Annotated in this window: 14 protein-coding genes and 1 pseudogene; 12 read left to right on the top strand and 3 right to left on the bottom strand. The window is 57.3% G+C overall.

Annotated elements, in window-relative coordinates:
• Positions 1–35: 35 nt before the first annotated feature.
• The 3 genes from ASN_RS14030 to ASN_RS14040 are packed head-to-tail and all read left to right on the top strand — an operon-like array spanning position 36 to position 7636.
• Positions 36–1961, top strand: a complete 1926-nt coding sequence (locus ASN_RS14030; RefSeq protein WP_058988535.1) for a tetratricopeptide repeat protein — start codon at positions 36–38, stop codon at positions 1959–1961.
• A 7-nt stretch (positions 1962–1968) separates the two neighbouring features.
• Positions 1969–4635, top strand: a complete 2667-nt coding sequence (mutS, locus tag ASN_RS14035; RefSeq protein ID WP_058988536.1) for a DNA mismatch repair protein MutS — start codon at positions 1969–1971, stop codon at positions 4633–4635.
• Between the two features lie 49 nt (positions 4636–4684).
• Entirely contained in the window at positions 4685–7636 is a 2952-nt protein-coding gene (locus ASN_RS14040; RefSeq protein ID WP_058988537.1) for a [protein-PII] uridylyltransferase, read from the top strand.
• Positions 7637–7718: 82 nt separating this feature from the next.
• Here the strand turns inward: ASN_RS14040 and ASN_RS14045 are convergent, their stop codons facing one another.
• Positions 7719–8597: an NUDIX hydrolase gene (locus ASN_RS14045; RefSeq protein WP_058988538.1), complete on the bottom strand. Its 879-nt coding sequence runs from the start codon at positions 8595–8597 to the stop codon at positions 7719–7721.
• Positions 8598–8719: 122 nt separating this feature from the next.
• Here ASN_RS14045 and ASN_RS14050 point away from each other — a divergent pair, with 122 nt between their 5' ends.
• The 5 genes from ASN_RS14050 (at position 8720) to ASN_RS14070 (ending at position 15114) form a co-directional block, all read left to right on the top strand.
• Entirely contained in the window at positions 8720–10558 is a 1839-nt protein-coding gene (locus tag ASN_RS14050) for an ABCB family ABC transporter ATP-binding protein/permease (RefSeq protein WP_058989354.1), read from the top strand.
• Between the two features lie 84 nt (positions 10559–10642).
• Positions 10643–10936 carry a hypothetical protein gene (locus ASN_RS14055; RefSeq protein ID WP_006558294.1) on the top strand — a complete coding sequence of 98 codons (294 nt, stop codon included), beginning with the start codon at positions 10643–10645 and terminating at the stop codon, positions 10934–10936.
• A 113-nt stretch (positions 10937–11049) separates the two neighbouring features.
• Positions 11050–11355 carry a 50S ribosomal protein L28 gene (gene rpmB / locus ASN_RS14060; RefSeq protein WP_006558293.1) on the top strand — a complete coding sequence of 102 codons (306 nt, stop codon included), beginning with the start codon at positions 11050–11052 and terminating at the stop codon, positions 11353–11355.
• 219 nt (positions 11356–11574) lie between these two features.
• The gene (gene fusA, locus ASN_RS14065) at positions 11575–13662 is read left to right on the top strand and encodes an elongation factor G (RefSeq protein ID WP_039904049.1); all 2088 of its coding nucleotides are present in this window, start codon (positions 11575–11577) and stop codon (positions 13660–13662) included.
• 111 nt (positions 13663–13773) lie between these two features.
• Positions 13774–15114 carry a hypothetical protein gene (locus ASN_RS14070; protein WP_058988539.1) on the top strand — a complete coding sequence of 447 codons (1341 nt, stop codon included), beginning with the start codon at positions 13774–13776 and terminating at the stop codon, positions 15112–15114.
• 483 nt (positions 15115–15597) lie between these two features.
• On the opposite strand, the gene ASN_RS14075 is transcribed toward ASN_RS14070, so the two are convergent.
• On the bottom strand, positions 15598–17745 hold the full coding sequence (locus tag ASN_RS14075; RefSeq protein ID WP_058988540.1) for an AsmA family protein: 2148 nt from the start codon (positions 17743–17745) through the stop codon (positions 15598–15600).
• Positions 17746–18342: 597 nt separating this feature from the next.
• Here ASN_RS14075 and ASN_RS14080 point away from each other — a divergent pair.
• Positions 18343–19080: an alpha/beta fold hydrolase gene (locus tag ASN_RS14080; RefSeq protein WP_231948244.1), complete on the top strand. Its 738-nt coding sequence runs from the start codon at positions 18343–18345 to the stop codon at positions 19078–19080.
• 92 nt (positions 19081–19172) lie between these two features.
• Here the strand turns inward: ASN_RS14080 and ASN_RS14085 are convergent, their stop codons facing one another.
• Positions 19173–21947, bottom strand: coding sequence for a phosphoenolpyruvate carboxylase (locus ASN_RS14085; RefSeq protein WP_058988542.1), 2775 nt, complete (start codon positions 21945–21947; stop codon positions 19173–19175).
• Between the two features lie 127 nt (positions 21948–22074).
• On the opposite strand from ASN_RS14085, the pseudogene ASN_RS14090 reads away from it, so the two are divergent.
• From ASN_RS14090 to sufB, 3 genes and pseudogenes are all read left to right on the top strand, one after another.
• Positions 22075–23372 (top strand): annotated as a pseudogene (locus ASN_RS14090) (DUF445 domain-containing protein).
• Positions 23373–23501: 129 nt separating this feature from the next.
• On the top strand, positions 23502–23966 hold the full coding sequence (locus tag ASN_RS14095) for an SUF system Fe-S cluster assembly regulator (RefSeq protein WP_006558285.1): 465 nt from the start codon (positions 23502–23504) through the stop codon (positions 23964–23966).
• A 3-nt stretch (positions 23967–23969) separates the two neighbouring features.
• Positions 23970–25460: a Fe-S cluster assembly protein SufB gene (gene sufB, locus ASN_RS14100; protein ID WP_006558284.1), complete on the top strand. Its 1491-nt coding sequence runs from the start codon at positions 23970–23972 to the stop codon at positions 25458–25460.
• Positions 25461–25463: the final 3 nt, after the last annotated feature.

Genomic DNA, 25463 nt, shown 5'->3' on the forward strand with positions numbered 1-25463 from the left:
GCGCGCTGCATAGTTACCAAGGAGCCCCACTGCTTATGCCCTCTCGCTCCCAGACCACTACAGAACCTTCCGTTTCTGCTGCTCTGGCTTTGCTGGGTATGGGCAATGCGGAGAAAGCGGCCGAGATGCTGCGTGGCCTGCTGCGTGACAACAGCGCAGATGCCGAGGCATGGCATGCCATGGCCTGCGTTGCACGGGCAGGGGGAGAAAACCAGTCTGCCGTTGGGCTTGCTGGCCGGGCTATCCAGATCAGCCCCGAGCCGCATTTTCATATTACTTTAGGGCTGGCGCTGCTGGCGCTGAAGCATCAGGAAGCGGCCCGTGCGGCTGTACATGTTGCTGTATTGGGCACGCCGCGAGACCCCCGTGCGCATCAGGCCATGGCAGAGGTTCTGGAGGCACAGGGGCGCGTGGACGATGCCGGGCAGGCTTTGCGCAATGCCTTGCGGCTTCGGCCCCTGGAGGCCGTAAGGCATCTGGAGCTTGCAGCCTTTCTGGCCCGGCATGGGCAGACCGGGGAGGCAGTGAGCGCCTCGGAAAAAGCCTTAGCACTCGCGCCGCAGGATACTTTCACACAAAACCAGCATGCCCTGTTGCTGGAGCGCACGGGCCGCATGGCGGAAGCGGAGCCTTATTTTGCCGCCGTTGCCGCAGCACTACCGCATGATGCTGCCGCACTTGCCAATTACGGGGCTGCTCTCTTCTCCACCGGGGCGTTTGAGACGGCTCGTTCCGTGCTGGAGGAGGCCATTGCGCTCAGGCCAGACTCTGCAGAAACGCGCGGCAATCTGGGGTTGGTGCTCATGGCGCTGGGGGCACTGCCACAGGCCGCGGAAGAACTGAAGGCCGCTCACAAACTGCGGCCCGAGGATGTGCGGTTGGCGGTGAATTACGGCACCGTTCTGGCTGATCTGGGCAGGCGCGATGAAGCCGAGGCACTGTTCCGGAACGGTATGGCCTCGGCAGCATCAGAGCAGGACAGGGCGCGGGCGGTGTTCAATCTGGGCACGCTTCTGCTGGCGGAAGGGCGCTTTCATGAAGGATGGCTGCGTTTTGAAGCCCGCAAGCTGATATTGCCTGCGGGCAGGACGGAAAATCTGCCATCATGGGATGGCCAACCGCAGCAGGCTCCTGTGCTGATTTATGCCGAACAGGGGTTGGGCGATACGCTCCAGTTTCTGCGTTATGTCCTCCCGGCTGCCGCATGTGCTCCCGTCATTCTGGCTGTGCCGGACGGGTTGCAGACTCTGGTGGCCGCAACGGCATATGGACAGCACCCGAAAGTGACAATGTTGCCCGTTAAAGCAAAAGCGCAGGATCTTGGCGCGATTGCTGCGTGTTCGCTGCTGAGCCTGCCTCATGTGCTGGGGCTTGATGCGCCTCTGCCATGGCAGAATGTATGTGATCCTGAGATTTGGGCAGACACAGATACCCAGAGCGACGACGAAACACTTTTGAAGGTTGGTCTGTGCTGGTCAGGTAATCCCAATTACCGTTTTGATCGTCGTCGTTCACTTACGCCGGATGCGCTTGCTCCTCTGGCGCACGTGGAAGGGCTGAGTTTTCAGTCTCTCCAGAAACAGGGGGCGCTTCCAGATTTTCCCGTAACGCCTTTGCCAGAGGGAGACATGCTGGTTACGGCCCGCGTGATAGCCGGGCTGGATATCGTGATTACGGTTGATACGGTTATTGCTCATCTGGCTGGCATGATGGGAAAACCCGTATGGCTGCTTAACCGTTTTGGTGGAGACTGGCGGTGGGAGGAAGGGTCGAGCCGGAGGGATGCTGAGGGCGACTCTCACAATCTCTGGTATCCGAGTCTTCGGGTTTTCACGCAGCCTGAACCGGGGGAGGGAGCCGCACCCTGGGCTGAGCCCGTAGAGGCGTTGACTCATGCCTTGCGCGCTCTTGTGCGCGAGAGTGCAGGAAGGCGGTTGCTCCGCCAGAAGACGCCCTTATGATAATGGGATGAAACGTTATTCTCCTGAGGGCGCCACCCCCGCCATGGCGCAATGGTTTGCGCTGAAGGCGGAAAATCCTGAAGCCCTGCTGTTTTTTCGCATGGGCGATTTTTACGAGCTGTTTTTTGACGATGCGACAGCCGCAGCCGCAGCGCTGGATATCGCGCTGACAGCACGCGGCACCCATGCTGGTGAGCCAATCTCCATGTGTGGTGTGCCGGTTGCAGCGGCTCCGGCCTATCTGGCGCGCCTGATTCGCCGGGGCTTCCGTGTGGCTGTGGCCGAACAGACGGAGGCGCCGCGCAAGGGGAAAGGCGCGGCCAAAGGCCCATTGGCGCGTGCTGTGGTGCGGGTTGTCACCCCCGGCACGTTGACGGAAGATGAACTGCTGGAACCCGGCCGTTCCAATCTGCTGCTGGCGCTGGTGGAAGGTCCGGCCTCCACAGGCCGAGGCCGCAAAGGCAAGGGCGCGGAAAAAGCTCAGAAAGTGAAGGCGGATACGCCGCTTGGGGCTGCGTGGATTGATGTGTCCACAGGTTTGTTTGAAACGGCAAGTGTAACGCAGGCTTCCCTTGCAGGTCTGCTCGGGCGGTTGGACCCGGCGGAAATTCTGGCCCCAGCCGATCTGGCGCTGGGAGATTTTGACGCTTGTCGTGCACCGGAGGTTCTGGTGCCGGGGGTAGAAGCCGCCCGCCAACGACTGGCGTCTGCATTTGATGTCGCCAGCGTAGATGCGTTTGGCACATTCTCGGATGAGGAAGCCATGGCCGCTGCTGTGGCCGTGGATTATGTGCAGCGCAGTCAGGCCGGAAAGCTGCCCCGGTTGACGCACCCTACACCGCAGACGGATGGCGGTATTCTGGGCATAGATCCGGCCACCCGCGCCAGCCTTGATCTGCTGCGCGCGCGGGATGGCGGGATGGAACACACGCTGTTTTCCGCAGTGAACCAGACCGTAACCGCCGCAGGTGCGCGGCTGATGGCGGAATGGCTTTCGGCTCCTCTGACCGATGTTGTTCGTATTGCAGCCCGTCAGGACGGTTGGTGTTGGCTGCGGGACTCCACCAGTTGCCACACAGCGTTGCGGGAGGCCCTGAAAAAAGCACCGGATGTTGCACGTGCCTTAGGGCGGTTGTCTCTGGGGCGCGGGCAACCGCGTGATCTTTCTGCCATTCGGGATGCCCTGCACGCTGCGCGGGCAGCCGCAGCAGCTTTGGGTGATGTCTCTCGCCTGCCGCCCTATCTGGCGAAAGCAGCGGCAAGCCTTGGCGGTGCGCAGGAACTGGAAGCCGAACTTGTTCGGGCGCTGGCGGAAGACCTCCCGGCCCGGTTGGATGATGGCGGCGTGATTGCAGCGGGCTATGATGGAGAGCTGGATGGCTACCGTGGTCTCCGTGACAATTCCCGCCGTGTTGTGGCCGGATTACAGACCGAATATGCCAGCCGCTATGGCGTTGCCAGTCTGAAGATCAAACATCATGCCCAGTTGGGTTATGTGATTGAGGTACCCGTAGGGGCAAGCAGCCGCATGAAAGACCGGGACGATCTGATGTTCCGGCAAGGCACGGCCAGCAATGCCCGTTTTTCCACCGAAGAACTGGCAGGGCTGGACGCGCGTATCGCTGAAGCGGCCGAACGTGCCGCAGCGCGGGAAAAAGCAGTTTTTAACGCATTGGTGGATGCTGTTCTTGCAGAACAGACGCTGCCTGTGCTGGCTAAGGCGCTTGCCGTGCTGGACGTACAGCAATCCTGCGCCATGCTGGCGGCTGGCGGAAGCTGGTGCCGCCCCGATGTGACAGATGATACCGCGTTTGATCTTCAGGCCTGCCGTCATCCGGTCGTGGAATCCGCTCTGCCCAAAGGCACGCGCTTTACGCCCAACGGCTGTGATCTTTCTCCCAATCGTCGCGTGATGTTGCTGACCGGGCCGAACATGGCCGGTAAATCCACCTTTTTGCGGCAGACAGCCCTTGCGGTGATTCTGGCACAGGGCGGTTTTCCTGTGGCGGCGGAAAAAGCCACCATCGGCGTGGTGGACCAGCTTTTTTCTCGTGTTGGGGCATCGGATGATCTGGCGCGTGGCCGCTCCACCTTCATGGTGGAAATGACGGAAACAGCCGCCATACTCAATCAGGCCGGGCCCCGGTCTCTTGTGGTGGTGGATGAGATCGGGCGTGGCACTGCCACGCTGGATGGACTGGCCATTGCGTGGTCCGTGCTGGAGGCTCTGCATTCAACAGTGCGCTGCCGTGCAATTTTTGCAACGCATTTCCACGAACTGGCCGATCTTGTGGATACCCTGCCACGATTGGCTCCGCACACCATGGCGGTGCGGGAATGGCGCGGGCAGATCGTTTTTCTGCACGAAGTCCTTGTGGGATCAGCAAAAAAAAGCTGGGGTGTGCATGTGGCGCGGTTGGCGGGTGTGCCTGCATCCGTTGTGGACCGTGCCGGACGACTGCTGAAGGAGCTGGAACGCGAGCATGCCACAGGCCCCAAACCGCTACCCTTGTTCGACACGCAGAAGATATTACCGCATGAAGAAGAAAATACGTTAAGAAAGCGTTTGTCAGAGGTAGATCCGGATACCCTTACACCGCGTGCGGCGCTAGATATTCTGTACGAGCTTCATAAACAGGCCGTTCAGGAAGAAGGCAGTCCCGTTCAGGGGTAATTTGGACTTCCATAAAAAAGACTGTCCTCAGGAGCAGAATCCGACCGCAATGTCGACTTCCCCCGCACCAGCTGCCTTCGGGCAGCCCGATGTCACCGCACTCGCTCTCCTGACCCCGGAGGGGCTGGCGGCTTGCCTTGCCCGGGAATTAAGGGACGCCACACCGGAAGAGGCGGCCATTCCCCCGCGTGATGAGGCTGTCGCCATTTTTCGGCGGTATCTTGGCCGGTATCAGGCAGATGTTCGCAGCCGGTTTGAGCAGCATGTGCTCAAGGGCACAGGTGCTGCCAAGCTGATTGCCGCCTTTACGGATGTGATGCTGCGCAGCATTGTGGACTTGGCTTTAAGAGCCACCGGACAGGCCGATGGGCTGGAGGAGATTGTCGCGGGATACCGGCCTGCTGGGCGTTTGGTGGTAGCGGCTACGGGCGGGTATGGCCGTGGGCTTCTTGCTCCGTTCAGCGATATTGATCTGCTGTTTCTGACAGAAGAAGACAATGTGGAAACGGCCCACCGGCTGGTGGAATATGTTCTCTATTTTCTGTGGGATCTGGGCGTAAAAGTCGGGCACGCTACGCGCACCATCAGCGAATGTATTGAAGAAGCGCGCAAGGATACCACGGTGCGTACCGCCTTGCTGGATGCGCGCCTGCTGGCGGGTGATGCCGCGCTCTTTGCCATGTTTGAAGCCCGCTACATTGTCGCGTGCGTGGAAGCCGGACCGGCTGGATTTATTCAGGATAAACGGCGTGAGCGGCTGGAACGACACCGCCGGTTTGGAGACAGCCCCTATCTGGTCGAGCCCAATATCAAGGAAGGGCGCGGCGGCCTGCGGGATCTGCAAACGCTGTACTGGATGTGCCGCAACACGTTTGGCACGCGCCATGTGACAGACCTGCTGGCCCCGGACTTTATCTGGATGGGGATTCTGACCGAGCAGGAAGCCGCCCGTGCGCGCCGCTCGTGGGATTTCCTGTGGACGGTGCGGTTGCATCTTCACTATGTGGCTGGTCGTGCGGAAGAACGGCTGACCTTTGACATGCAACCCGTTATCGGCGCGCGCATGGGCTATACGCGCCATGGTCGCCAGAACGGCGTTGAGCGCTTCATGCGCCATTACTTCCTGACGGCGCGTGAAGTCATGCGCCTGACCCATGTGCTTGAACCAGCCGTGCTGCGGCAGGCACAGGGGCCGGTAGCTACGGCTGCCAAGCCGGATGAGGCCATGCGGGAAGCAGGCTTTACGTTGCTGGATGGGCAGATTCTGCCCGAACGGGGTATCTCGTTCGATCAGGAACCCATCAGAATGATGCAGTTGCTTGACTGGGCGCGCCTGCGGCGCAGACCGCTGCATCCGCTGGCCCGGCATCAGTTGATCCGCTGGGAGCGTCGGGCTGTTGCGTTGCGTGATGACCCGGAAGCGGCGCGTATTTTTCTGGATTTGCTGTGCGGGGAAACAACTTCTCTCGAACCCCCACGTCGCCGGAAGGAAGCTGCTGCGCCGGAGGGAGAGGGGGCTGCCGCGGCTGTTCCCTCTTACGAACAGCATACACCACCCGGTCATGCGCACTGGCTTCATATCCTGAATGAAACCGGCATTTTTGGCCGTCTTATTCCGGACTGGGCCCGTATTGTGGGCCAGATGCAGTTTGATACCTATCATGTGTTTACCGTGGATGAGCACACGATAGAGGCCGTCCGCATTATGGATGAAGTGGCCTCCGGCCGCATGGCGGATGAAATTCCGGTTGCGTATGAGTTGGTAAAGGGGCTGCATTCCCGCCGGGCGCTGTATATGGCCGTGCTGCTGCATGACATTGCCAAGGGCCGGGGTGGCGATCATTCGGAGATTGGTTCGGAAATAGCCGCCGATCTCTGCCCTCGGCTGGGGATGTCCGGCGAGGAAACGGAAACGGTTTCCTGGCTTGTGCTGCATCATCTGCTGCTGAGCCATACTGCGTTCCAGCGCGATATTGATGACCCCAAAACCATTCTGGACGTTGCGGATATCGTGCAGTCACCGGAACGGCTGCGCCTGCTGTTGCTGCTGACCATTGTAGATATGCGCGCCGTCAGTTCCCGTGTGTGGAATGCGTGGAAAGCCACGCTGCTGCGGGAGCTTTATGTGCGCGTGGCAGAAGTGCTGGCGGGCGGGCTGGCCACAACCGAGCGCGATGTGCGCGTACGCCACGCCAAGGAAATCACGGCTGAAATTCTGGCCGAAGATGGTGTGCCGGAAAGCGACATCAACCGCTTTCTTGATCTGGGCTATGCCGGTTACTGGCTCTCCTTCGATCATGAGACACACAAACGCCATGCCCGTCTGATCCGCGAGGCTGATGCCAAGGATGCGCCGCTGACGGTTGAGGTGCTGCCTCTGCCTGCGCGCGGGGTGACGGAAGTGACCGTCTATACCATTGACGTTCCCGGCCTGTTTTCCAAAATTGCCGGTGCATTGGCGTTGGCCGGCGCGTCCATTGTGGATGCGCGTATTCATACCATGATGCACGGCATGGCACTGGATACCTTCTGGATTCAGGATACGGCAGGCAGCGCGTATGAGGAAACCCATCGGCTTGCGCGTCTGTCTTCCCTTATTGAACAGGCCCTGAGCGGTCAGCTTGATATCGGGACGGAAATTGCCCGGGCCGGGTTTGGCCATATGCCGCTGCGGATGCGGGCCATCCACGTGCCGCCGCGTGTGGTGATCGATAACGGTGCATCCAATACGTACACCGTGATCGAGATTAACGGGCGGGACCGCCCCGGCCTGCTGCATGACGTTACAGCGGCCATGAGCGAGGAAAACCTTCAGATCGCCTCAGCCCATATTACCACTTATGGCGTGCGGGCTGTTGACGTTTTCTATGTGAAAGATCTGTTCGGGCTCAAAATTACAGACAAGAAGCGGCTGGACGAAATCCGTGACCGTTTGCTGTCCTGCATGAAAGCAGCCGAAGCAGAAGCCAAGGCACTGTTGGACGCACGCCTGTCCGCCTGAGCGGTAGCATAAGACTGTATGAAAAAGGGCAGTAGCACCCGGATGAGTGCACTGCCCTTTTTCATGAGGTTTGGCTGCCGTTTCAGGCTGGCACAGTGACGTGCTCCTTGCCCGGACTCGCCGGGGAGAGGCCACGCGCCAGCCCGTTCTGCAAGGCACGGCCCTCGGCGGAGTGTGGGTCAATCAGCCCATGGCGTAGGAAGAGATCAATCAGCACGAGGTTCACGTTGAATTTGAACTCGTCGGTGTCCCGCACCAGTGCCAGCACGTCTTCCAGCTTCATCAGGCTGAAGGATTCCACTTCTCCGTCAGCCGCAACGGGTTCAAAGCTTTCCGGCAGAAACAGATCATAGCAATACAGGATATCGCGCCGCAGCCCTTCAGGGCGGTTGAGAGCGTAGAGAATCCGCCCCACTTCCTTGGCGTGTGCTGCCAGTTCCGGGCCAATGCTCGCTTCTTCAGCCGCTTCTTTCAGCAAAGCCTCAGCAGGGGAATGGCCCGCTGGCACCCCGCCTGCCACCAGATGGTCCAGCTTGCCGGGGTCCAAGCGCTTGTTGCGGGCGCGGCGGCCTGTCCACAGATAAAGTCCGTCCGATTTGCGGACCAGCCCGTTCATATGCACACCGATTGCCACCAAACCGAACAGTGGCAGGGCCCCCCGGTCAATACGGGCAATCACAGGCTGGTCCAGATCAGTCATCACATCAAACAGTTCATGATGTGATCGGTAAAACCCTTCCTGAGCCAGTTTTTCCCCCAGCGCTTCCAGTTCCGCCGGGTTGGCAAGGGCAAATCCCTTGGTGCGGGAGCCGAGACCTTCCTGCTCAAGCCGATCGGCGATGGCTGGGTCAATCCAACCAGCCAGTTTGTCACCAAGCGAGAAAGGAAAACGGTCTCCGGGCACGACGGCGGTGTTGCACAGCCTGAGATGACGAAGAAAAGGCATATCGTCGGACGGCATTCAGAATCCTGTCGTGCTGGTGAAGAAAAAAGAGGATTATGCAACTTTATATCTGGTCTGCGCGCGGCAGTGGCAAGGTGCAGCGGGGTTGCAAAATACGGAAGGCATGTCACATCCGGCTTATGTCACCTCGTCAACGTCGTATTTCCGGGCCGCCAGAACAGTCGGCTTCCGTCACGCTCTCTCGTCTCTTGCCGTATCTCTGGCCCCGTGAAAACCGGAGCCTGCGGTGGCGCGTCATTCTGGTCCTGCTGGTCATGGTGGGGGGGGAACTGGCGACCCTTGCCGTGCCTCTGGCCTACAGCAAGGTGGTGGACCGGCTTTCCCATCCGCAGAGTCTGGCCTTGGCACCTGTTGCCCTGATTATCGGATACGGGTTGGTCAGGCTGGTTTCGGCCGCCCTGACCAACTTGCGCGATTCCCTTTTTGCCCCTGTGCGCTTCCGCGTGGCACGGCAGGCAGCCTTCCGCAGCTTTGAGCACATGCACAAGCTCTCCCTGCGCTTCCATCTTGACCGCCGCACCGGTGGCGTGACCCGTGCGATTGAACGCGGCACGGAAGGGGTGGAAACCCTGTTGCGCATGGGCATGTCTCTTTCCCCCACCATCTTGCAGGCCCTGTTGGTGGCTGTGGTGATCTGGCGGGTGTTTGACTGGCGCTATGTGGTGCTGATCGGGGTGATGATTGCCGCTTATATCGGCTTTACGGTGAAGTTCACTGCATGGCGTCTGGGCATCCGCCGCGAGATGAACGAAACGAATAGTGAAGCAACCGGCAAGGCGCTGGACAGCCTGCTGAATTATGAAACCGTCAAGTATTTTGGCAACGAGGCTCATGAGGCAAAACGGTATGATAACGCACAGGCCCGTTATGAGCAGGCGGCCCGCAAGACCCAGTATTCCCTTGGCCTGCTGAACTTTGGGCAGGCCGCGATTATTGCGGTTGCCCTCACGCTTATCATGCTGCTGGCCGGACGGGATGTGGAAGCCGGGCGAATCAGCGTGGGGCAGTTCGTGATGGTGAACACCTATCTGCTGCAGCTTTATGGGCCACTGAATTTTCTGGGGTCTGTCTATTCAGCCATACGCACGGCCATGGTTGATCTGGAGCACATGTTCGGGCTGGTGGAAGAAGATGTGGAGGTCGCTGATCCTCTTCATCCGCTACCCATTGCCGCGCACCTTCAGGATTCGGACGCCGCGGAAGTGGAATTCCGGGATGTGCGTTTTGGATACGGCCCAGAGCGCGAGATTCTGCATGGGGTCAGCTTTGTTGCTCAACCTGGCAAGAAGCTGGCGATTGTGGGTTCCACAGGGGCTGGTAAATCAACCATCAGCCGCTTGCTGTTCCGGTTTTATGATGTCTGGTCCGGCGCGGTTATGGTGGACGGCCATGATGTCCGCGCCTATCGGCAGGCGGATCTGCGCGCGGCCATTGGTGTGGTGCCGCAGGATACCGTCCTGTTTAACGAGACCATAGGTTACAACATTGCCTATGGCCGCCTTGATGCAAGCCCGAGCGCGGTGGAGCAGGCAGCGCGACTGGCCCAGATTCACGATTTCATCATGTCCCTGCCTGAGGGGTATAATACGCAGGTGGGTGAGCGTGGGTTGAAGCTTTCTGGCGGTGAAAAGCAGCGCGTGGCCATTGCCCGGACGATTTTGAAAGACCCACGCGTTCTTGTGCTTGACGAGGCCACAAGCGCGTTGGACACACATACCGAACAGGAGATTCAGGTTGCTCTGAAAACCGTCTCCGCACGGCGCACTACACTTGTGATTGCTCACCGACTATCCACCATTGTGGACGCGGATGAGATTCTGGTGATGGGGCAGGGGCGTGTGCTTGAACGTGGCACGCATGAGGCCCTGCTTGCCGCAGGAGGGCACTATGCAGCCATGTGGGCTGCTCAGGGTGCGGAAGGTGTTACAGAGCGTCTGGCAGAGGCTGTGTCCCGTTAGGGAGATGGCCCGTATGGAGACGAATCGCAAGGCGGCGGGAAGGCTCGGCGTATCCTTGCTAGGAAAGAAAAGGATGAAGATTTCATGACGGATACGGCAGGAAATACACCCGCGTCAGGTAATGCCCCCGAAGTGCCTGATGATCTGGCCCGGTGCGCTGTGGTCATTGAAAGTGCGGTTGAGCACCTGATCAAGGAAAAGCAGCCCCCGCTGGCTATTGCCTCAGCCTTGCTGGGCGGTTCGCTGGGTTTGCTTGCGCGCAGCATGGACAAGGATACCATTCTGCGCATTCTTGATTCAGCCGCTCAGAGCGTGCGCTCAGGCGATGTTCATGCTTCCATGGCCGGAGAAAACGGCCCTGAAAGCGAGAAAGCCTGAGGTCAACCCTTGACGGAAGGCCGTGGCTCAGCCATAAGCCGCGCCAATCCTGAATGTGGTCGCCGGGCAAAATCTGTCTCGGCCCTCTGTTTCTATTAGACAAGGATGAGACAATGTCCCGTCGCTGCCAGATTACCGGCAAAGGCGTGCTGACCGGCAATAACGTCAGCCATGCCAACAACAAATCCCGTCGTCGTTTCCTGCCTAACCTGCAGGAAGCGTCCCTGACCTCTGAAACGCTAGGCACTGCTGTGCGTATGCGTGTCAGCACCCGCGGCCTGCGCACCATTGAGCACAATGGTGGCCTTGACGCCTTCCTGACCAGCACGCCTAACCGCAAGCTGCCGGAAGAAGCACAGGTGATCAAACGCCGCGTGCTGCGCGTTCAGGCCAAAAAGCAGGCTGCTGCTGGCGCCTGATTCAGGGGTTCTGCCTAATTCTGCAGTTTCCGGACCTGTCATGATCTGACCGGCCCGGTTTCTGTGGTTCAGGCGTCTGGCAGGGTGTCAGCGCCTTACGTCTATCGGCCGGTTTCCGGCAGCCGGGCTATCTGGGTTTCTCAGGTGCCAGCACGGTGTTCGGCGGCCACAGGCGCGAAGGAAATTCCATCGCGCCTGACCTGTTTTCTGGAGGTTTTCGTGTCCGCCAAATCCGAACTGTCAAAGATCCGCAATATCGGGATCACCGCGCATATTGACGCGGGCAAGACAACCACGACTGAACGTATCCTTTACTACACCGGCGTGTCTCACAAGATTGGTGAAGTGCACGAAGGCAACACCACCACTGACTACATGGCTCAGGAACGTGAACGCGGTATCACGATTACCTCCGCTGCCGTGACCTGTGTGTGGAACGACCACCGCATCAACATCATCGATACCCCCGGACACATCGACTTCAACATCGAAGTGAACCGTTCGCTGCGCGTGCTCGATGGTGCCGTGTTCATCATTGAAGGTGTGGCCGGTGTTCAGCCGCAGTCTGAAACCAACTGGCGTCTGGCTGACCGCTACAAGGTGCCGCGCATCATCTTCATCAACAAGCTGGACCGTACCGGTGCAGACTTCTACCGTGCATTCGACACGCTGAAAGAAAAGCTGGATATCGTTGCTATCCCGCTGCAGCTGCCGATTGGTGCGGAAGACCAGTTCCTCGGCGTTGTGGACCTTGTTGAAATGAAGGCCATCGTCTGGGAAGGCGGTGAACTGGGCGCGAAGTTCCATGATGAGGAAATTCCGGCTGATCTGAAGGAAAAGGCTGCTGAAGCCCGCCAGAACCTGCTCGACACCGCTCTGGCTGTCGATGACAAGGCTATGGAAGAGTACTTCGAAAACGGCGATGTTTCTGTTGAAACGCTGAAGCGCTGCATCAAGAAGGGTGCCATCTCCGGCGAATTCCGTCCGGTTCTGTGTGGCACGGCCTTCAAGAACAAAGGCGTTCAGCCGCTTCTTGACGCCATTATCGATTACCTGCCGGCTCCTGATGACGTTGAAGGCATTCGTTGTGCTCCGCCGGAAGGTGAAGAAGAAAACGAAAACGCCCAGCCCATCATCCCGGTTGACCCCGATGGCAAGTTTGCTGGTCTTGCGTTCAAGATCATCAACGACAAATACGGCACACTGACCTTTGTGCGCGTCTATCGTGGCGTTCTGAAAACGGGTGATACCGTGCTGAACACCACCAAAGGCCACAAGGAACGTATCGGCCGTATCTATCAGATGCATGCTGACAAGCGTGAAGAACTGACTGAAGTTCACGCTGGTGATATTGCTGCGTTTGTTGGCCTGAAAGACAGCCAGACGGGTGATACGCTGGCAGATCCGGCAGATCCGGTTGTTCTTGAACGCATGACCTTCCCGGTTCCGGTTATCGACATCTCTGTTGAACCGAAAACCAAGGACGCCGTGGAAAAGATGACGCTGGCCCTACAGAAGCTGGCTGGTGAAGATCCTTCCCTGCAGTTGAAGACCGATCAGGAAACGGGTCAGACCATTCTGTCCGGTATGGGTGAACTGCACCTCGACATCATCATCGACCGTCTGCGTCGTGAATATGGTGTGGATGCAAACGTTGGTGCGCCGCAGGTGGCGTATCGTGAAACCATCACCAAGCCGCATACTGAAACCTACACCCACAAGAAGCAGTCTGGTGGTTCCGGTCAGTTCGCTGAAGTGAAGATTGCTTTCGAACCGCTTGAACGGAACGAAGACATCCAGTTTGAAAACAAGGTTGTCGGCGGTACCGTGCCGAAGGAATATATTCCTGCGGTTGAAAAAGGTATTCGCGTTCAGTCTTCCACAGGTGTTCTGGCAGGCTTCCAGACGGTGGACTTCAAGTTCACGCTGCTTGACGGTAAGTACCATGACGTTGACTCGTCCGCTCTGGCGTTCGAAATCGCGGCAAAGGCTTGCTTCCGTGAAGGCATGAAGCAGGCTGGTCCGGTTATTCTTGAACCGATCATGGATGTGGAAGTAACCACCCCGAACGATCACGTTGGTGACGTGGTGGGTGATATCAACCGCCGTCGTGGCATGATCCAGAGCCAGGAAACGTCTGGTTCCACGGTTATGGTGCGTGCTCATGTGCCGCTGAAAGAAATGTTCGGTTACATTTCTCACCTGCGTTCCATGACGAAGGGTCGTGCATCCTTCACCATGCAGTTCCACCACTACGATCCGGTGCCGCGCAACGTGGCAGAAGAAATCATGGCTCAGTCCAAGTAATCTTCTTTCTGGTGACAGAGTTTCAGAAAAGCCGCTCCATCCGGGGCGGCTTTTTTTGTATCTGTCCTCCAGCCGTTTTCTCCTGACTGTAAGAACAGGGCGTTCCTGATCGTGAGATTTGTCGTTCCTCAAAAAATTCTCTTCCTCTTTGCCTGGCTCAGCGTCCTTTTGGTGATTGCGCTGTATGCCGGACTGATGCCCTTGGCCCGGTGGCAGGGGGACGAATACGGTTATGGGGTCATGCTGCGTGAACAGGGGTTGGCTGGTGTTCTTGGCCGGATAACATCCTGGAGCCCTCGGCCCGTTGGTGAACTGGTGAGCGCTAGTTACCTCTGGCTGGCTGATGGGCATGGAACGCCACTTGTTGCGGCGTTCCTGTTTGTGGTGTGGGGGAGTGCGCTGGCTCTTCTCTGGTGGGTAGGCAGAGTGACCCATCAGGAAAAAGCCGGGTTTGTGGCGTGTGTTCTTCTGGCCGTTTCCCTGCTGCTGTGCGGGCAGGCTGAAATGTTTTACTGGCCCATGGGGGCAGCCAGTTATGTGCCCTGCTGGGCTGCTTTGGCATCGGCAAGCCTTGTGCATAGGGCTGATGCAACCAGACACCGGTGGCTGATGGTATTCCTGCTTGTTGTTGCAGCCTGGAGCCAGGAAGCAGGCGCGTTGACTGTGCTGCTTTATACAGGCGCCTGTGTGATTCTGTATGGGGTGCGCAGGTCCCATTATGGACGGGCCATGTGCCTGCCTTTTCTGGCGACTATGTTTGTCGTGTTGACCAACATCACCCACCGGCTCGGCACCAAAACTGAGATATTTGACCAAACCAGTGGGTTAGGCGGGCATTGGGTGCCTAGCCTGCTGAAAGGTGGGCGTAGCCTCCTTATTGAAAGTCTGCATATTCCCGGCCTGCCGTTTGTTGCTTCTCTCGTGGTTATTGCATTGGTGCTGGTTTTTGCGGTGGGACAGAAACGGTCGTGCCCCCGCAACCGCGCCTGCTGGTTATGGAGCGGCGCTCTGTTAGGGGGAGCTTATAGTACTCTCGTGCTGGGTTATTACGAGTTCGGCACATTATGTTGCACACGCCACCACAACCTGCGTGAAGCCACTTATTTTCTGGTTCTTGTGACATTGGGCGGTGCTGTAGCAGCCTCTTTTGAGAGGCGCGCAGTTGCATATGGAGCGTTAGTGGCTGCTCTGGCCTGCCTTCTGGCTTACAGGTTGCCGGATATCCGGGCAGATTGGCAGATGCGGCAGCAGATCGTCGCGGATCGGGCGGATACATGGCAGTCCGGTCATGCACCCGGTTCGGCGATGACGCTCTATATGCCGCCCACCGGCCACATAACCAATTCAGATTGTCTTATGACCGGTGACTTTGATCTGAAAACGGCTCCATGGTGGGTGGAAGGAATTCTCCATTATTTTCACAAACAGCATCTTACGTTGGTGTGGCGTTAGGGGGGCTTTGGAAAATCTCTGTGAAGCCAAGCATAATATGCTGAAAGCCCCCACACTTGAGAAGCAACGTCGGAAAACAACTATTTTTGCGTGCAGGGTCTGGGGGCAGTAAGGCGATCAGTTTTGGAAAACGAATTTCCAAAAAGACCCTGATGAGTGTTCGTAGGAGCACCAATCTCTCAGGCGGTGCTTTTTCCGCCTGAATGGATGGTCTTTTGAGCGATCATTGTTTCAAACGCTCTTGCGCATCCTTTTGCCTTTCTCAGAAAATTTTCCCTCTTTTCTGGTTACGACGCATGCCAGTCCGGTGCGTATCGAAAACAGTTCCAAGCCGTTCTGCGCCTTATGGTTTTCGCAGGATGGTTATAGCGATTTGATAAAGAGTGGTGCTGATGAAGGTTTTTCCGTCAGAGACGAAAACCGAATCACGCATGCAGGGCCATCGGTTCTTAACGTGGATGGCCCTGCATGTATCAGTGTTCTTTATTTCTTGTTCTTGAGTTTTGCGTCCCATGCCGCCCGGACTTCGGCTGGTGTCATCTGTTTCTGCCCGCTCTTTTTGCTCTGTGGCGATGCAGATTTCTTGCCGCCAGTCGGGCGTGTTTTGGCAGACGACACACTTTGTTTTCCGGTGGAACCGCGTGCATGAGAGAGTGCTCCCGGCGCAATTCCAGCCGCCGGGTTATTGTTGACCTCCTGAACAGCCCGGCTGCAGAGAGATTTATCCCCTACGCCAATCTGAATTGTCGGGAGCAGCGCGAGCGGCGGGAAGACAAACCCCAGTCCGGTCGCCGCGGCCGCTCGGCCCAGAATTTCAGCACCGGGAAGAACGGTCGGGGATTTGATCGGCCCTGTAATGTGAAATGCGCCGGGAAGGGAGGCAACTGTCGGCCCCTGGGAGCGCGTAGTCAGCGCATAATCCAGTTTGTTTGTGCGGAAATTGATGGTGCCCTTGCCGAGCGTACGGGCTTCGCCCGTTTCAAGCAGTAGGGTATTGGTTGAAACAATGCCGTTTTTAAGCGGCATATCCGCAATAAAGCAGCGGATATCCGTATGGGAAGGCAGACCCAGCGCACTGAGCACAGCATTGGCCAGTTGCAGACCCAGCACATTTGGCAAAATGGCGGTAATATCGCCCCCCTGATCCAGCACCAGTGTCAGACCACCATTCCCTGCCGCCATCAGGGAAGCAATGGAATTGCCTTTGGCCTTAAGGGTCATATGGCCACCAATAATACCCTGTGCCTTTGAATCTGCGGTGGCCTGCATGATGCGGGACAGGTCAATTCGGGCAAAATCAATTCGGGCAGTGGTATCAAACAATTTGCCGTCCGGTTTCAGTGTGGCGGAACTGGCGAGCGTCCCTTGTCCCACGGCAAAATTCAGGCGTTTGAGATCAATTGCGCCATCCGTGACAAAAAATTCGGCATCAATATTATCAAGGGGCAGCCTCTGATTTTCAATATGGGCGCCACGATACGTAACATGCGCGTTCACGGCATTCAGCTTGGGAATGTTGATGGGCGTGTCGGGCAATACCGTATTGCTTTTGGCCTCCGCTTTTTCTTCGGCTTTTGTCTTGTTCGGTTTGGCTCCAATAAAGCCGCCCAGATCAACAAGGTTTACCTGTTTGGAGCGGAGATTAGCCTGAACAGACAAAGGTTTTTCATGAGGGTTAACCTCAATGGTGCCGCCAATGTCACTGGTGCCCATCTTGCCTTCAAAGTCTTTGAACACAATGTGTTCGCGTGCGTAATTCAGCATGCCTGAAATGGTGTAAGGCGGCGTGCGGGGAATGGGAACGCCCGTCAGCGGATAAAGCAAAGACATATCGGGGCCTGCAAAATGCAGTTTAAGCTGCGCACCGGCCAATGTAAGCGGGTGGACAACATTCCCTTTCAGCGTCGCCGTGGTGGGACCGTTCTGGACAAACAGATCAACCGGGTAGGGTTCTTTATCGGCAACAAAGGAGAGAACAGCCCCACCGACAAAGCGTGCTGTAATGGGTTGCTGGGCATAGCGCCCCTTGCCTGAAATGCGGAGAGTGCCCCGGCTTTTCTCGTCCGGCGGAGTGGTCTCAACCCCCATCTGCATGTCTGCCTGAAGGGGATCATGCCGCACATGTACCGCCCCATCTGAGATGCGCAGTTCAGTGATGTCAGGAAGAGTGCTGGTTGTGTCAGAACTTTTCTCATCCTGTGGCGCAGGTTTGCCGTCTTCAGTGAATGTGTAGTTATTCTCACCATTCTTGCGGGCTTGAATGTCCGCTTTCGGTTCAGTCAGCGCTATGAGCGGGATATGGAGCGCACGATGCCACAGGTAGGACCAGACATCGACTGAAACGGCGAGTTCTTTGGCTTCCGCAAACGGGTTTTTCTCGTCTGCAAAGGTCTTGGGCTGTTCAATGCGGAGGTTTTCCACCCGTACAGTTGTGACGCGCCCAAGGGCGACATGCAGATGTTCAATGGTGGTCTTGCGATGGAGCATTGCTGTCGCGCGGGAATTCACCAATGGCACGAACCAGTCCCATGACCAGAACAGTATCAGCAGGAGAATAGCGAGGAAGAAGGAGCCAAACCCTATCAGCACCGGATGCGATTTTCTGCGTGGCTGAGGGGGTGTTTCAGTCATAGTCGGGGCTCCTTGCTGGCGCGCGGCCGGGAAAAAAGACAAAAAGTTGAAATATATCCGTAAAAGGGAGGTCTCTCCCAGTTTTGCATCTATATGACAAGGCAAACGCTGTGTTTGGCTGACTGGTTCCGGTCAGAGGGCAGTCAAGGCATCTGGTATGCCGAGGGGCTGGAGCAAGTGTTCGTAAAAAAGACACGGGGCCCGAAAAGACACTGGCCCTCAGCGCGGAAGGTCGCTTAATCTTGAACAGAAGAGCCTGTCGGCAAGAGAGGTAGAAAGTGGCGGAAAAAAAAGACCGGTCAGCATATCGGGCAGAAGAGGATAAGAGCAGGTCATTCCCTGCTCTGTCAGGCAGGCAACGCCAGAGCGAGGAAAACATCCGTCTTTTCGACCGCAGACAGGCATTATGCCGATTTGTGGCCGCGGGCGCTGGGGCGGCGGGTATGCTGGCTGGGCAGCGTGCTTTTGCGCAGCAGATGTCTCTTCCCTTGGCGTCCTCTTCTCCAGACAGGTTGCCGCCGATCAATGGTGTGTATGACTGGCACGCCTTGACCCCCAACCCCAACGCCCTTGGAGAGCGAGGCTGGTGGTCAACAGGTGGATACGGGGTTTGTGCCGGGACAGGGACGAGCGCAGATCTATTTTGCCTCTGCCGGGCAGGGCGTTCCGGTTATCCTGCTGCATGATGGTTTGGCGAACTCTGATTACATGAGTGACCTTGCGCGTGCTCTGTTGAGGGCGCGATGCCGTGTTGTGGTGATGGACGCACGTGGCCATGGACGCAGCACCATGGGAACCTTGCCGTTAAGCTATGATCTTCTTGCGGATGATGTGGTCACCTTGATGGCATATTTGCGCCTGCGTAATGCGGCCTTCGTGGGGTGGGGCGATGGTGCGGTGCAGGCCATGAATGTGGCCATGAGACATCCCGGCACAGTTTCACGGGTTTTTGCATTTGCCCCCCGCACAACGCCCGATGGGTTGTTGGCCTCTGGCGAGAATGCACCGACAATCAAATCCTTCATGACGCGAGCAAAAACCGAATATAAGCGTTTGTCCCGTTCTGGCAGTTTTTCAGATTTACGTGACGATATGCGGAACCTGCATCGGCAGGCTCCTGAGTGGAGCAATGCTGACCTTGTGCGGGTTACGGCTCCGTTATGGGCCGTGGCGGCAGACCATGATGAACTGGTGGCACGGATGCAGGTCGAGCAGATTGCATCCGCAATTGAAAATGCAGGTCTGGCTATCCTGCCCGCTACCAGCCACTTTGCACTGTTGCAGAATCCTCTTCTGTTCTCTCTATCCGTAGAGAGTTTTCTGGGGGGTCGTTAAGTCCTTAAGGTCATCCTTGAATGAAAAAAGCCCCTGGAAAATTCAGGGGCTTTTTTTGTTGAAGTGAAAACAGGTTTGGGGGCGTGTCAGGTTCAGCCAAAAGCGCCGATATCATGCATGATGGCAACACTGATTTCCCGAACAAGTTCGAAAATCTGACGCATGGGAATGAAAATATCCCGATGTTCGTTAATATAGATGCTTTCTTCGCGCGGGCCGCGTGGTTCATGAAAATCAAGGTCTGACGCCGCCGTGCCAGAGGGGAAGATATGGTCCATTTCTTTCAGAACGGCCGGGATTTCCAGACACAGGATCTGCTGCATCATCACATCCCGATTAAAACCACTGCGGGGCATGAAGAAGGGAATACGGCAGGCCAGCAACCAGATCCGTTCAATCAGAGCAATGCGCACAGCATGAAGAACCCGCAGGCGGTCTGAACCATGTGGAGCATCTTCCCATGCTTCCCGCAGTGCGAGGTGATCTGCCTGGATGCGGCGGAACATGGCTTGCAGATCGGCTGAGAAATCAAGTTTTTCTAGATCCCGCATAAGGGAAAGGAAAGCGGCCCGTCGCGTTTTGGAAGGTTCGGCGGTCGCGCGGTCCAGCCAGAAACCGGGGTCCAGCAACTGGATGACACATTTCAGCACCCGGTCATCAGAACTGGCAAGCGCGTGCTGTGCAAAATCAAGCGCTCTATGAAAACGTGGGCTGGATGTATTGAATGTTTCAAAGGTGTCGGGGTGTCTGCGGGCAGCGGACCCAAGCCCCTGCAAGGTGTTCGCGCACCACCCCAACTGTTGCAGGATGGCGTTGTTCGGTATGGCGCGCAGTTGGCTTGGATGGGTAAGGCGGGAGCCCGTGGCAGCCTCTGCGCTCTGTCGCGCTGGCGGGCGGGAGCCTGTGCGATCAATCAGGGCTGGCCCGAAAGCACCCAGAAGGGCAGCGTATCCGGGGTCCCCCACCAGAGTGGTCATGCCCTCCGAAATGCTGGAAAAGAAATCGGCGGAGAAATCTGGCTGTTCGTAAACCGGGTCACTCGCGGAGCTGAAGGGCGTGAAAAGATTTTCCGCAATGGAGGCAATGGTTGCGCCTGCAAGCTCCGGTGTGCCGAACAGCAGGTAGCCATCTCCCCCCTGAAAAGCAGTTTCTTCTCGGCAGACAATGCCGGTTTCAGAAAACTTCTCCCGTACAAAAGGTGGAGAGAGATAATGCAGTCTGTCCGCCATCCGGAAGGGATGCGCGCCACGGCCAATGCTTTCCCCGTGCGTGTCAAAGAAAACAACAGTGATATCTGTCAGGTCCCATAAAACAAGCTGTTCATGGATCTTCAGGCGTAACCGCTCGATCAGATTGGTTGCGGCAAGCTGACCAATATAACGGCCAGAATCAGAATACCCGAACTGGAAGCACATGCGTCCCGTGCGGCGTATATAGTCTCGCCAGGAGGGAGAGCGCAGCACTTCCTCTACAATGCGTTCACCGTTGGCTAACGCATCCTCTGTTTCAAACAGCGGGGAAATTTCAATCTTGTCGGCAACGCCAAAATACGTGGCCGCCCAGAGTGCAGCCAGCAGGGTGTACCCCGTTTCTGTTTCGGCAATCAGAAAACGCACAGGGGTATCAGCGTCGATATGCTTGATGATCTGGGCAATGGTCATCATCAGGCGGCCAGCCGTGGCTGGGTCGGACAGGAGTGCACCGAAATCCACTGCCACCGGCGTAACCTGTGTCAGGGCTTCATTGACACGGTTTAACAGCGCCCTGCGATGCGCCGGGTTGCCGGGATCATCACGAAGATTCAGTTTCTGGCGCACAAAATTATGAATTTGCGTGGCGTTCAGGCGCACATGTGTGTGCGCCAGAGCCAGACCATGCGCCAGAAAACCCGCACGGGCGACGGCCAGAGGCAATTGAGCCTGTGGTTCTGCGGCAGCAATGGCGTCCTGTAGGTCCGTTGCTAGTTCTGAAGCGCTTCGCAGTGCTGTTGCGTGATGGTTGACCAACAGATCTGCAAACCGGGCAACGGCCTGAGGGTCGGGGCAGGTTGGTGTCGCTTCAATCTGCTGTTTGACGGTGCTGATAGCGTGTTTCAGGCGATCCTGAAGAACCGGCACAGAGGCTCCGCTTGCATTTATTTGCTGTTCCAGCCGTTCAAGTTGGAACAATTTCATACGCAAGCGCAGGCGCAGCGTATCCCACCAGCCAATGTCCGTGCGGCCATCCGTATCGTAACCAACCCAACTGGTTGCAATAATGGGTTGCGGGGCGAGTGTGTGCCAGCTTTCGGGCCAGCGCTGCTGTGCAGCGGAAAGAAGTTCGGCGCTCAGGAGGTCAATGGCATCCCGCGCACGGGCAATGGCCTGGGTCGCCAGGTCAAATTCTTCATTAAGAGTAGGCGGCGCGCTTCGCCGGTGCGTTTCAAAATGAGGGGCTTTGTCTGGCAGAACGGGCTGGGAGGCACATTGAGCCAAAGCCGCATAGACATCATTATTGACGGCGAATGTCGGGTGGGCGGTAAAGACCGCCGCAAACCGGGTTGGGGAGACTGCCTGGGTAAAGGCTTCCGGGGTGTTGGCTGGCAGGTTTGTCAGAAGCGTATCCACACAGTCTTTCAGCCGCTGATGTGTGGCTTCCTGGCCTGCTCCGCCAACATAGCGATGCAGGCGGCCTGCCCGGCGTAGAAATGCGGCGTCCCGCAAGGTGCGAACCAGTTCAGCAATGTCATCATGGGCCAATCTGCCGTCTTCAAGCGCCATTCCCACCATGTGCGCCATGGCCATTACCGGGTTGGAGGCATCCTCCGCGTCATTCCGTATGGTTGTCAGGAGAGAGGCAAGGGCAGGCGGAAGAGTGCTGTAGTCCATGAGGCCGTCCACTGTTTGAATTTATTTATGAGGCAACCGACCTACTTACATTTTCATGTCTGCTCATTGCCCGCAACCGCCTCACACACTCTTGGGGTGTGGGAGAGGGAGTGCTATCCAGATTGTCATGACGTCATACCCTGAGAGTGATACCGATCTTGCCGCCCGAAAAACCCTGAAACGGTACCAGCGTGCCGCAACAGGGCTGCTGGTTTTCATGGGTGGGCTCACAGTTGTCGGTTATGCCGCGCCTGCTGCCGGATGGGTGGCGGATGGAGTCTGGCTGGAAATGCTGCGTGCCGGGGCGCGGGCAGGCGTGGTTGGCGGTCTGGCGGACTGGTTTGCCGTTGTGGCGCTGTTTCGGCACCCCATGGGGCTGCCTATTCCGCATACCGCGATTCTGCCAGCCCAGAAGGAACGGCTTGGCCGGGCGTTGGGCGCTTTGTCTCCGGGCAGGTCTTTACAGAAAAAGAAGTCTCCAACGTGCTGGGGCAGGTGGACGTGCCCAGTTTTCTGGCGAACATGCTGGATGATCCGGCGGTAAGGGAGACCATAACGAGGTCTTTGCTTTCTTCCATGCCGCAGATGCTGGACCGGCTGGAAGATGGCCGTGCCAGCGGGGCCATTGGCAAGGTGTTTCCCCGTCTGCTGGGCGGCAGCAATCTGGCTCCCATTGTGGCCAAGGCTCTGCGCAGTCTGGTGGATGATGACCGGCATCAAGAAGTGTTGTCTTACCTGCTGGGCCAGATCAAGGATGGTTTGCAGGCAAAGGAAGGCGCTTTGCGCACCATGATTGAAGACAGGGTGCGGGAGCAGGGAGGGCGTATTCTCGGGTGGGCCATTGGCGGCTCCATCGCGACCCGTGTGCTGATGGCGGCCAGCAAGGAACTGGAGCGGGTAGACCCCCAGAACTCTACGCTGCGTGAGGGGTTTACCACTTGGGTGCGTGGGCAGATTGACCGTATTGAAACAGACCCAGAGCGCGGGAAGGAAATTTCTCAGGCTGTTCTGGGGGTTCTGTCGCACGAGAGTGTGGTGGTCTGGTGGGCGGATATATGGCAGCGCTTTCGCAGACTGGTGGAAGCCGATGTGGAAGACCCCAATGGTCGCATTGCCTCTATCGTTGAGGAGGCCCTTTCCCGGATGGCCACGCAGGCGCGGCATGATCCGGTGCTGCGTAAACGTATTATGGATGGCGTTGCCAAAGCCACCTTCAAGACGCTCCCTTTTGTAAGGGAGCGTATGGCAGACTTCATCGCGCGTGTGGTGGCTGGCTGGGATGCCGTGCAGATTGCGGAAAAGCTGGAGCTGCGCGTGGGCAAAGATCTTCAATACGTGCGCTTCAATGGAACGTTGGTCGGATTCGGGGTGGGAGCGCTGCTGTTTGCCGTTCTGCGCCTGCTGTTCGGGCTGAATGCACAATAGAGGCATGGATGGCTCATCACGTTCGCGCGCCTTGGATATATGCGTTCGTTTTGGGTTGACGTTTGGTGTCCTTGGCTCCATGTGTCTGAAACAGGACCTGACAGGTCTCCAATCAGGTGATGCAGGAAAATGCTGAAACTTTCCCGGCTGGCTGACTATGCGGTCGTTATACTTGTGAACCTTGGTGAGCAGGATGGCGTTGTAACCTCTCCTGCGCTGGCGGCTGAAACCGGCGTGCCGGAACCAACTGTGGCCAAGGTGCTCAAGGTTTTATCGGCCCACAAATTTGTTTTGTCCCAGCGGGGGGCAAAAGGCGGTTATCGGCTGGCGCGTCCGCTGTCCGAGATTTCCGTGGCCAGTGTCATTGCCGCAGTGGATGGCAAGATTGCGCTCACCGCGTGTGTGGATGGTGGAGAATGTGATACCGGCGTGTCCTGCGGGATGTGCGGGACGTGGGACACCATCAACCAGGCCATTCGGGACACTCTGGAGGCCATTTCGTTGGAAACGATGCGTCAGAAAAGCGGGTGCGGTTCTACGTTCCTGAAACCGAATGTGCAGACCTGCGCCAATGCAGAACGTGAGGGGGCTTGAGTTATGCCAGCAGTAACCGAAACGCGTGAAGCAGTCGAAAAACTGGGGCAGTCCTCCTATAAATGGGGGTTCGAGACCGACATTGACATGGATCTCGCCCCCAAGGGCCTGAATGAAGACACCATCCGCCTGATCTCCGCCCGCAAGGAAGAACCGGAATGGCTGCTGGAATGGCGGCTTGCGGCCTTTAGCGCGTGGCAGCAGATGGAAGAGCCCAAATGGGCCAAGGTCGCGTATCCTCCCATTGATTATCAGGATGCGCATTACTACGCCGCTCCCCGGAAGAAGCCCGGCCCCAAATCGTTAGAAGAAGTTGATCCTGAACTGCTGCGGACCTACGAGAAACTGGGTATTCCGCTACATGAACAGGCACTTCTGGCCGGTGTGGAATTGCCGGAAGGTGAAACGGCCCGCCCGCCTGTGGCGGTGGATGCGGTGTTTGACAGTGTTTCCGTGGTCACCACCTTCCGCAAAACGCTTGAAGAAGCCGGTGTGATTTTCTGCCCCATTTCCGAGGCCGTGAAAGAGCACCCGGATCTTGTGCGTAAATATCTGGGCACCGTGGTTCCCGCCGGGGACAATTTCTATGCGGCCCTGAATTCCGCCGTGTTTACGGATGGCTCTTTTGTGTATGTGCCCAAAGGGGTGCGGTGCCCGATGGAGCTTTCCACCTATTTCCGGATCAATGCCCGTAACACCGGGCAGTTTGAACGCACGCTGATTGTGGTGGAAGATGGGGCATCCGTCTCTTACCTGGAAGGCTGTACAGCCCCCATGCGGGACGAGAACCAGCTTCACGCAGCCGTGGTGGAGCTGGTGGCCATGGAAGATGCCTCCATCAAATATTCCACGGTGCAGAACTGGTATCCGGGCGATGAAAATGGCCGGGGTGGCATTTATAACTTTGTGACCAAACGTGGAGCATGCCGTGGTGCGCGCTCCAAGATTTCCTGGACACAGGTTGAAACAGGTTCCGCTATCACATGGAAATACCCGTCCTGCATTCTGCAGGGGGAAGGGTCCGTGGGTGAGTTCTATTCAGTTGCGGTTACAAACAACCATCAGCAGGCTGATACGGGCACCAAGATGATCCATATCGGGCGCAACACGCGCTCGACCATCATCGCCAAGACCATCAGTGCCGGGCAGTCTGATAGCACATATCGCGGATTGGTGCGGGTATTGCCCAAGGCGTATGGTGCGCGGAATTTCACGCAGTGTGACAGCCTTCTGATTGGTGACCGCTGTGGTGCGCACACCGTGCCTTATATTGAAAACCGCAACATGGGCGCGCGTATCGAACACGAAGCAACAACCTCCAAGATCTCGGAAGATCAGCTTTTCTACTGCCGTCAGCGCGGCTTGTCGGAAGAAGATGCAGTCGGGCTGATTGTAAACGGGTTCTGCCGGGATGTGCTGAAAGAGCTGCCCATGGAATTTGCGGTTGAAGCTCAGAAATTGTTGCAGATCAGCCTTGAAGGCAGCGTAGGGTAAGGA

This window comes from Acetobacter senegalensis (assembly GCF_001499615.1).
Taxonomy (GTDB): domain Bacteria; phylum Pseudomonadota; class Alphaproteobacteria; order Acetobacterales; family Acetobacteraceae; genus Acetobacter; species Acetobacter senegalensis.

Bases quoted from the DNA above. Each gene is read 5' to 3' on its own strand.
- ASN_RS14030 (WP_058988535.1), top strand. From the start codon at position 36: ATGCCCTCTCGCTCCCAGACCACTACAGAACCTTCCGTTTCTGCTGCT.
- mutS (WP_058988536.1), top strand. From the start codon at position 1,969: ATGAAACGTTATTCTCCTGAGGGCGCCACCCCCGCCATGGCGCAATGG.
- ASN_RS14040 (WP_058988537.1), top strand. From the start codon at position 4,685: ATGTCGACTTCCCCCGCACCAGCTGCCTTCGGGCAGCCCGATGTCACC.
- ASN_RS14045 (WP_058988538.1), bottom strand. From the start codon at position 8,597: ATGCCGTCCGACGATATGCCTTTTCTTCGTCATCTCAGGCTGTGCAAC.
- ASN_RS14050 (WP_058989354.1), top strand. From the start codon at position 8,720: ATGTCACCTCGTCAACGTCGTATTTCCGGGCCGCCAGAACAGTCGGCT.
- ASN_RS14055 (WP_006558294.1), top strand. From the start codon at position 10,643: ATGACGGATACGGCAGGAAATACACCCGCGTCAGGTAATGCCCCCGAA.
- rpmB (WP_006558293.1), top strand. From the start codon at position 11,050: ATGTCCCGTCGCTGCCAGATTACCGGCAAAGGCGTGCTGACCGGCAAT.
- ASN_RS14075 (WP_058988540.1), bottom strand. From the start codon at position 17,745: ATGACTGAAACACCCCCTCAGCCACGCAGAAAATCGCATCCGGTGCTG.
- ASN_RS14085 (WP_058988542.1), bottom strand. From the start codon at position 21,947: ATGGACTACAGCACTCTTCCGCCTGCCCTTGCCTCTCTCCTGACAACC.
- ASN_RS14095 (WP_006558285.1), top strand. From the start codon at position 23,502: ATGCTGAAACTTTCCCGGCTGGCTGACTATGCGGTCGTTATACTTGTG.
- sufB (WP_006558284.1), top strand. From the start codon at position 23,970: ATGCCAGCAGTAACCGAAACGCGTGAAGCAGTCGAAAAACTGGGGCAG.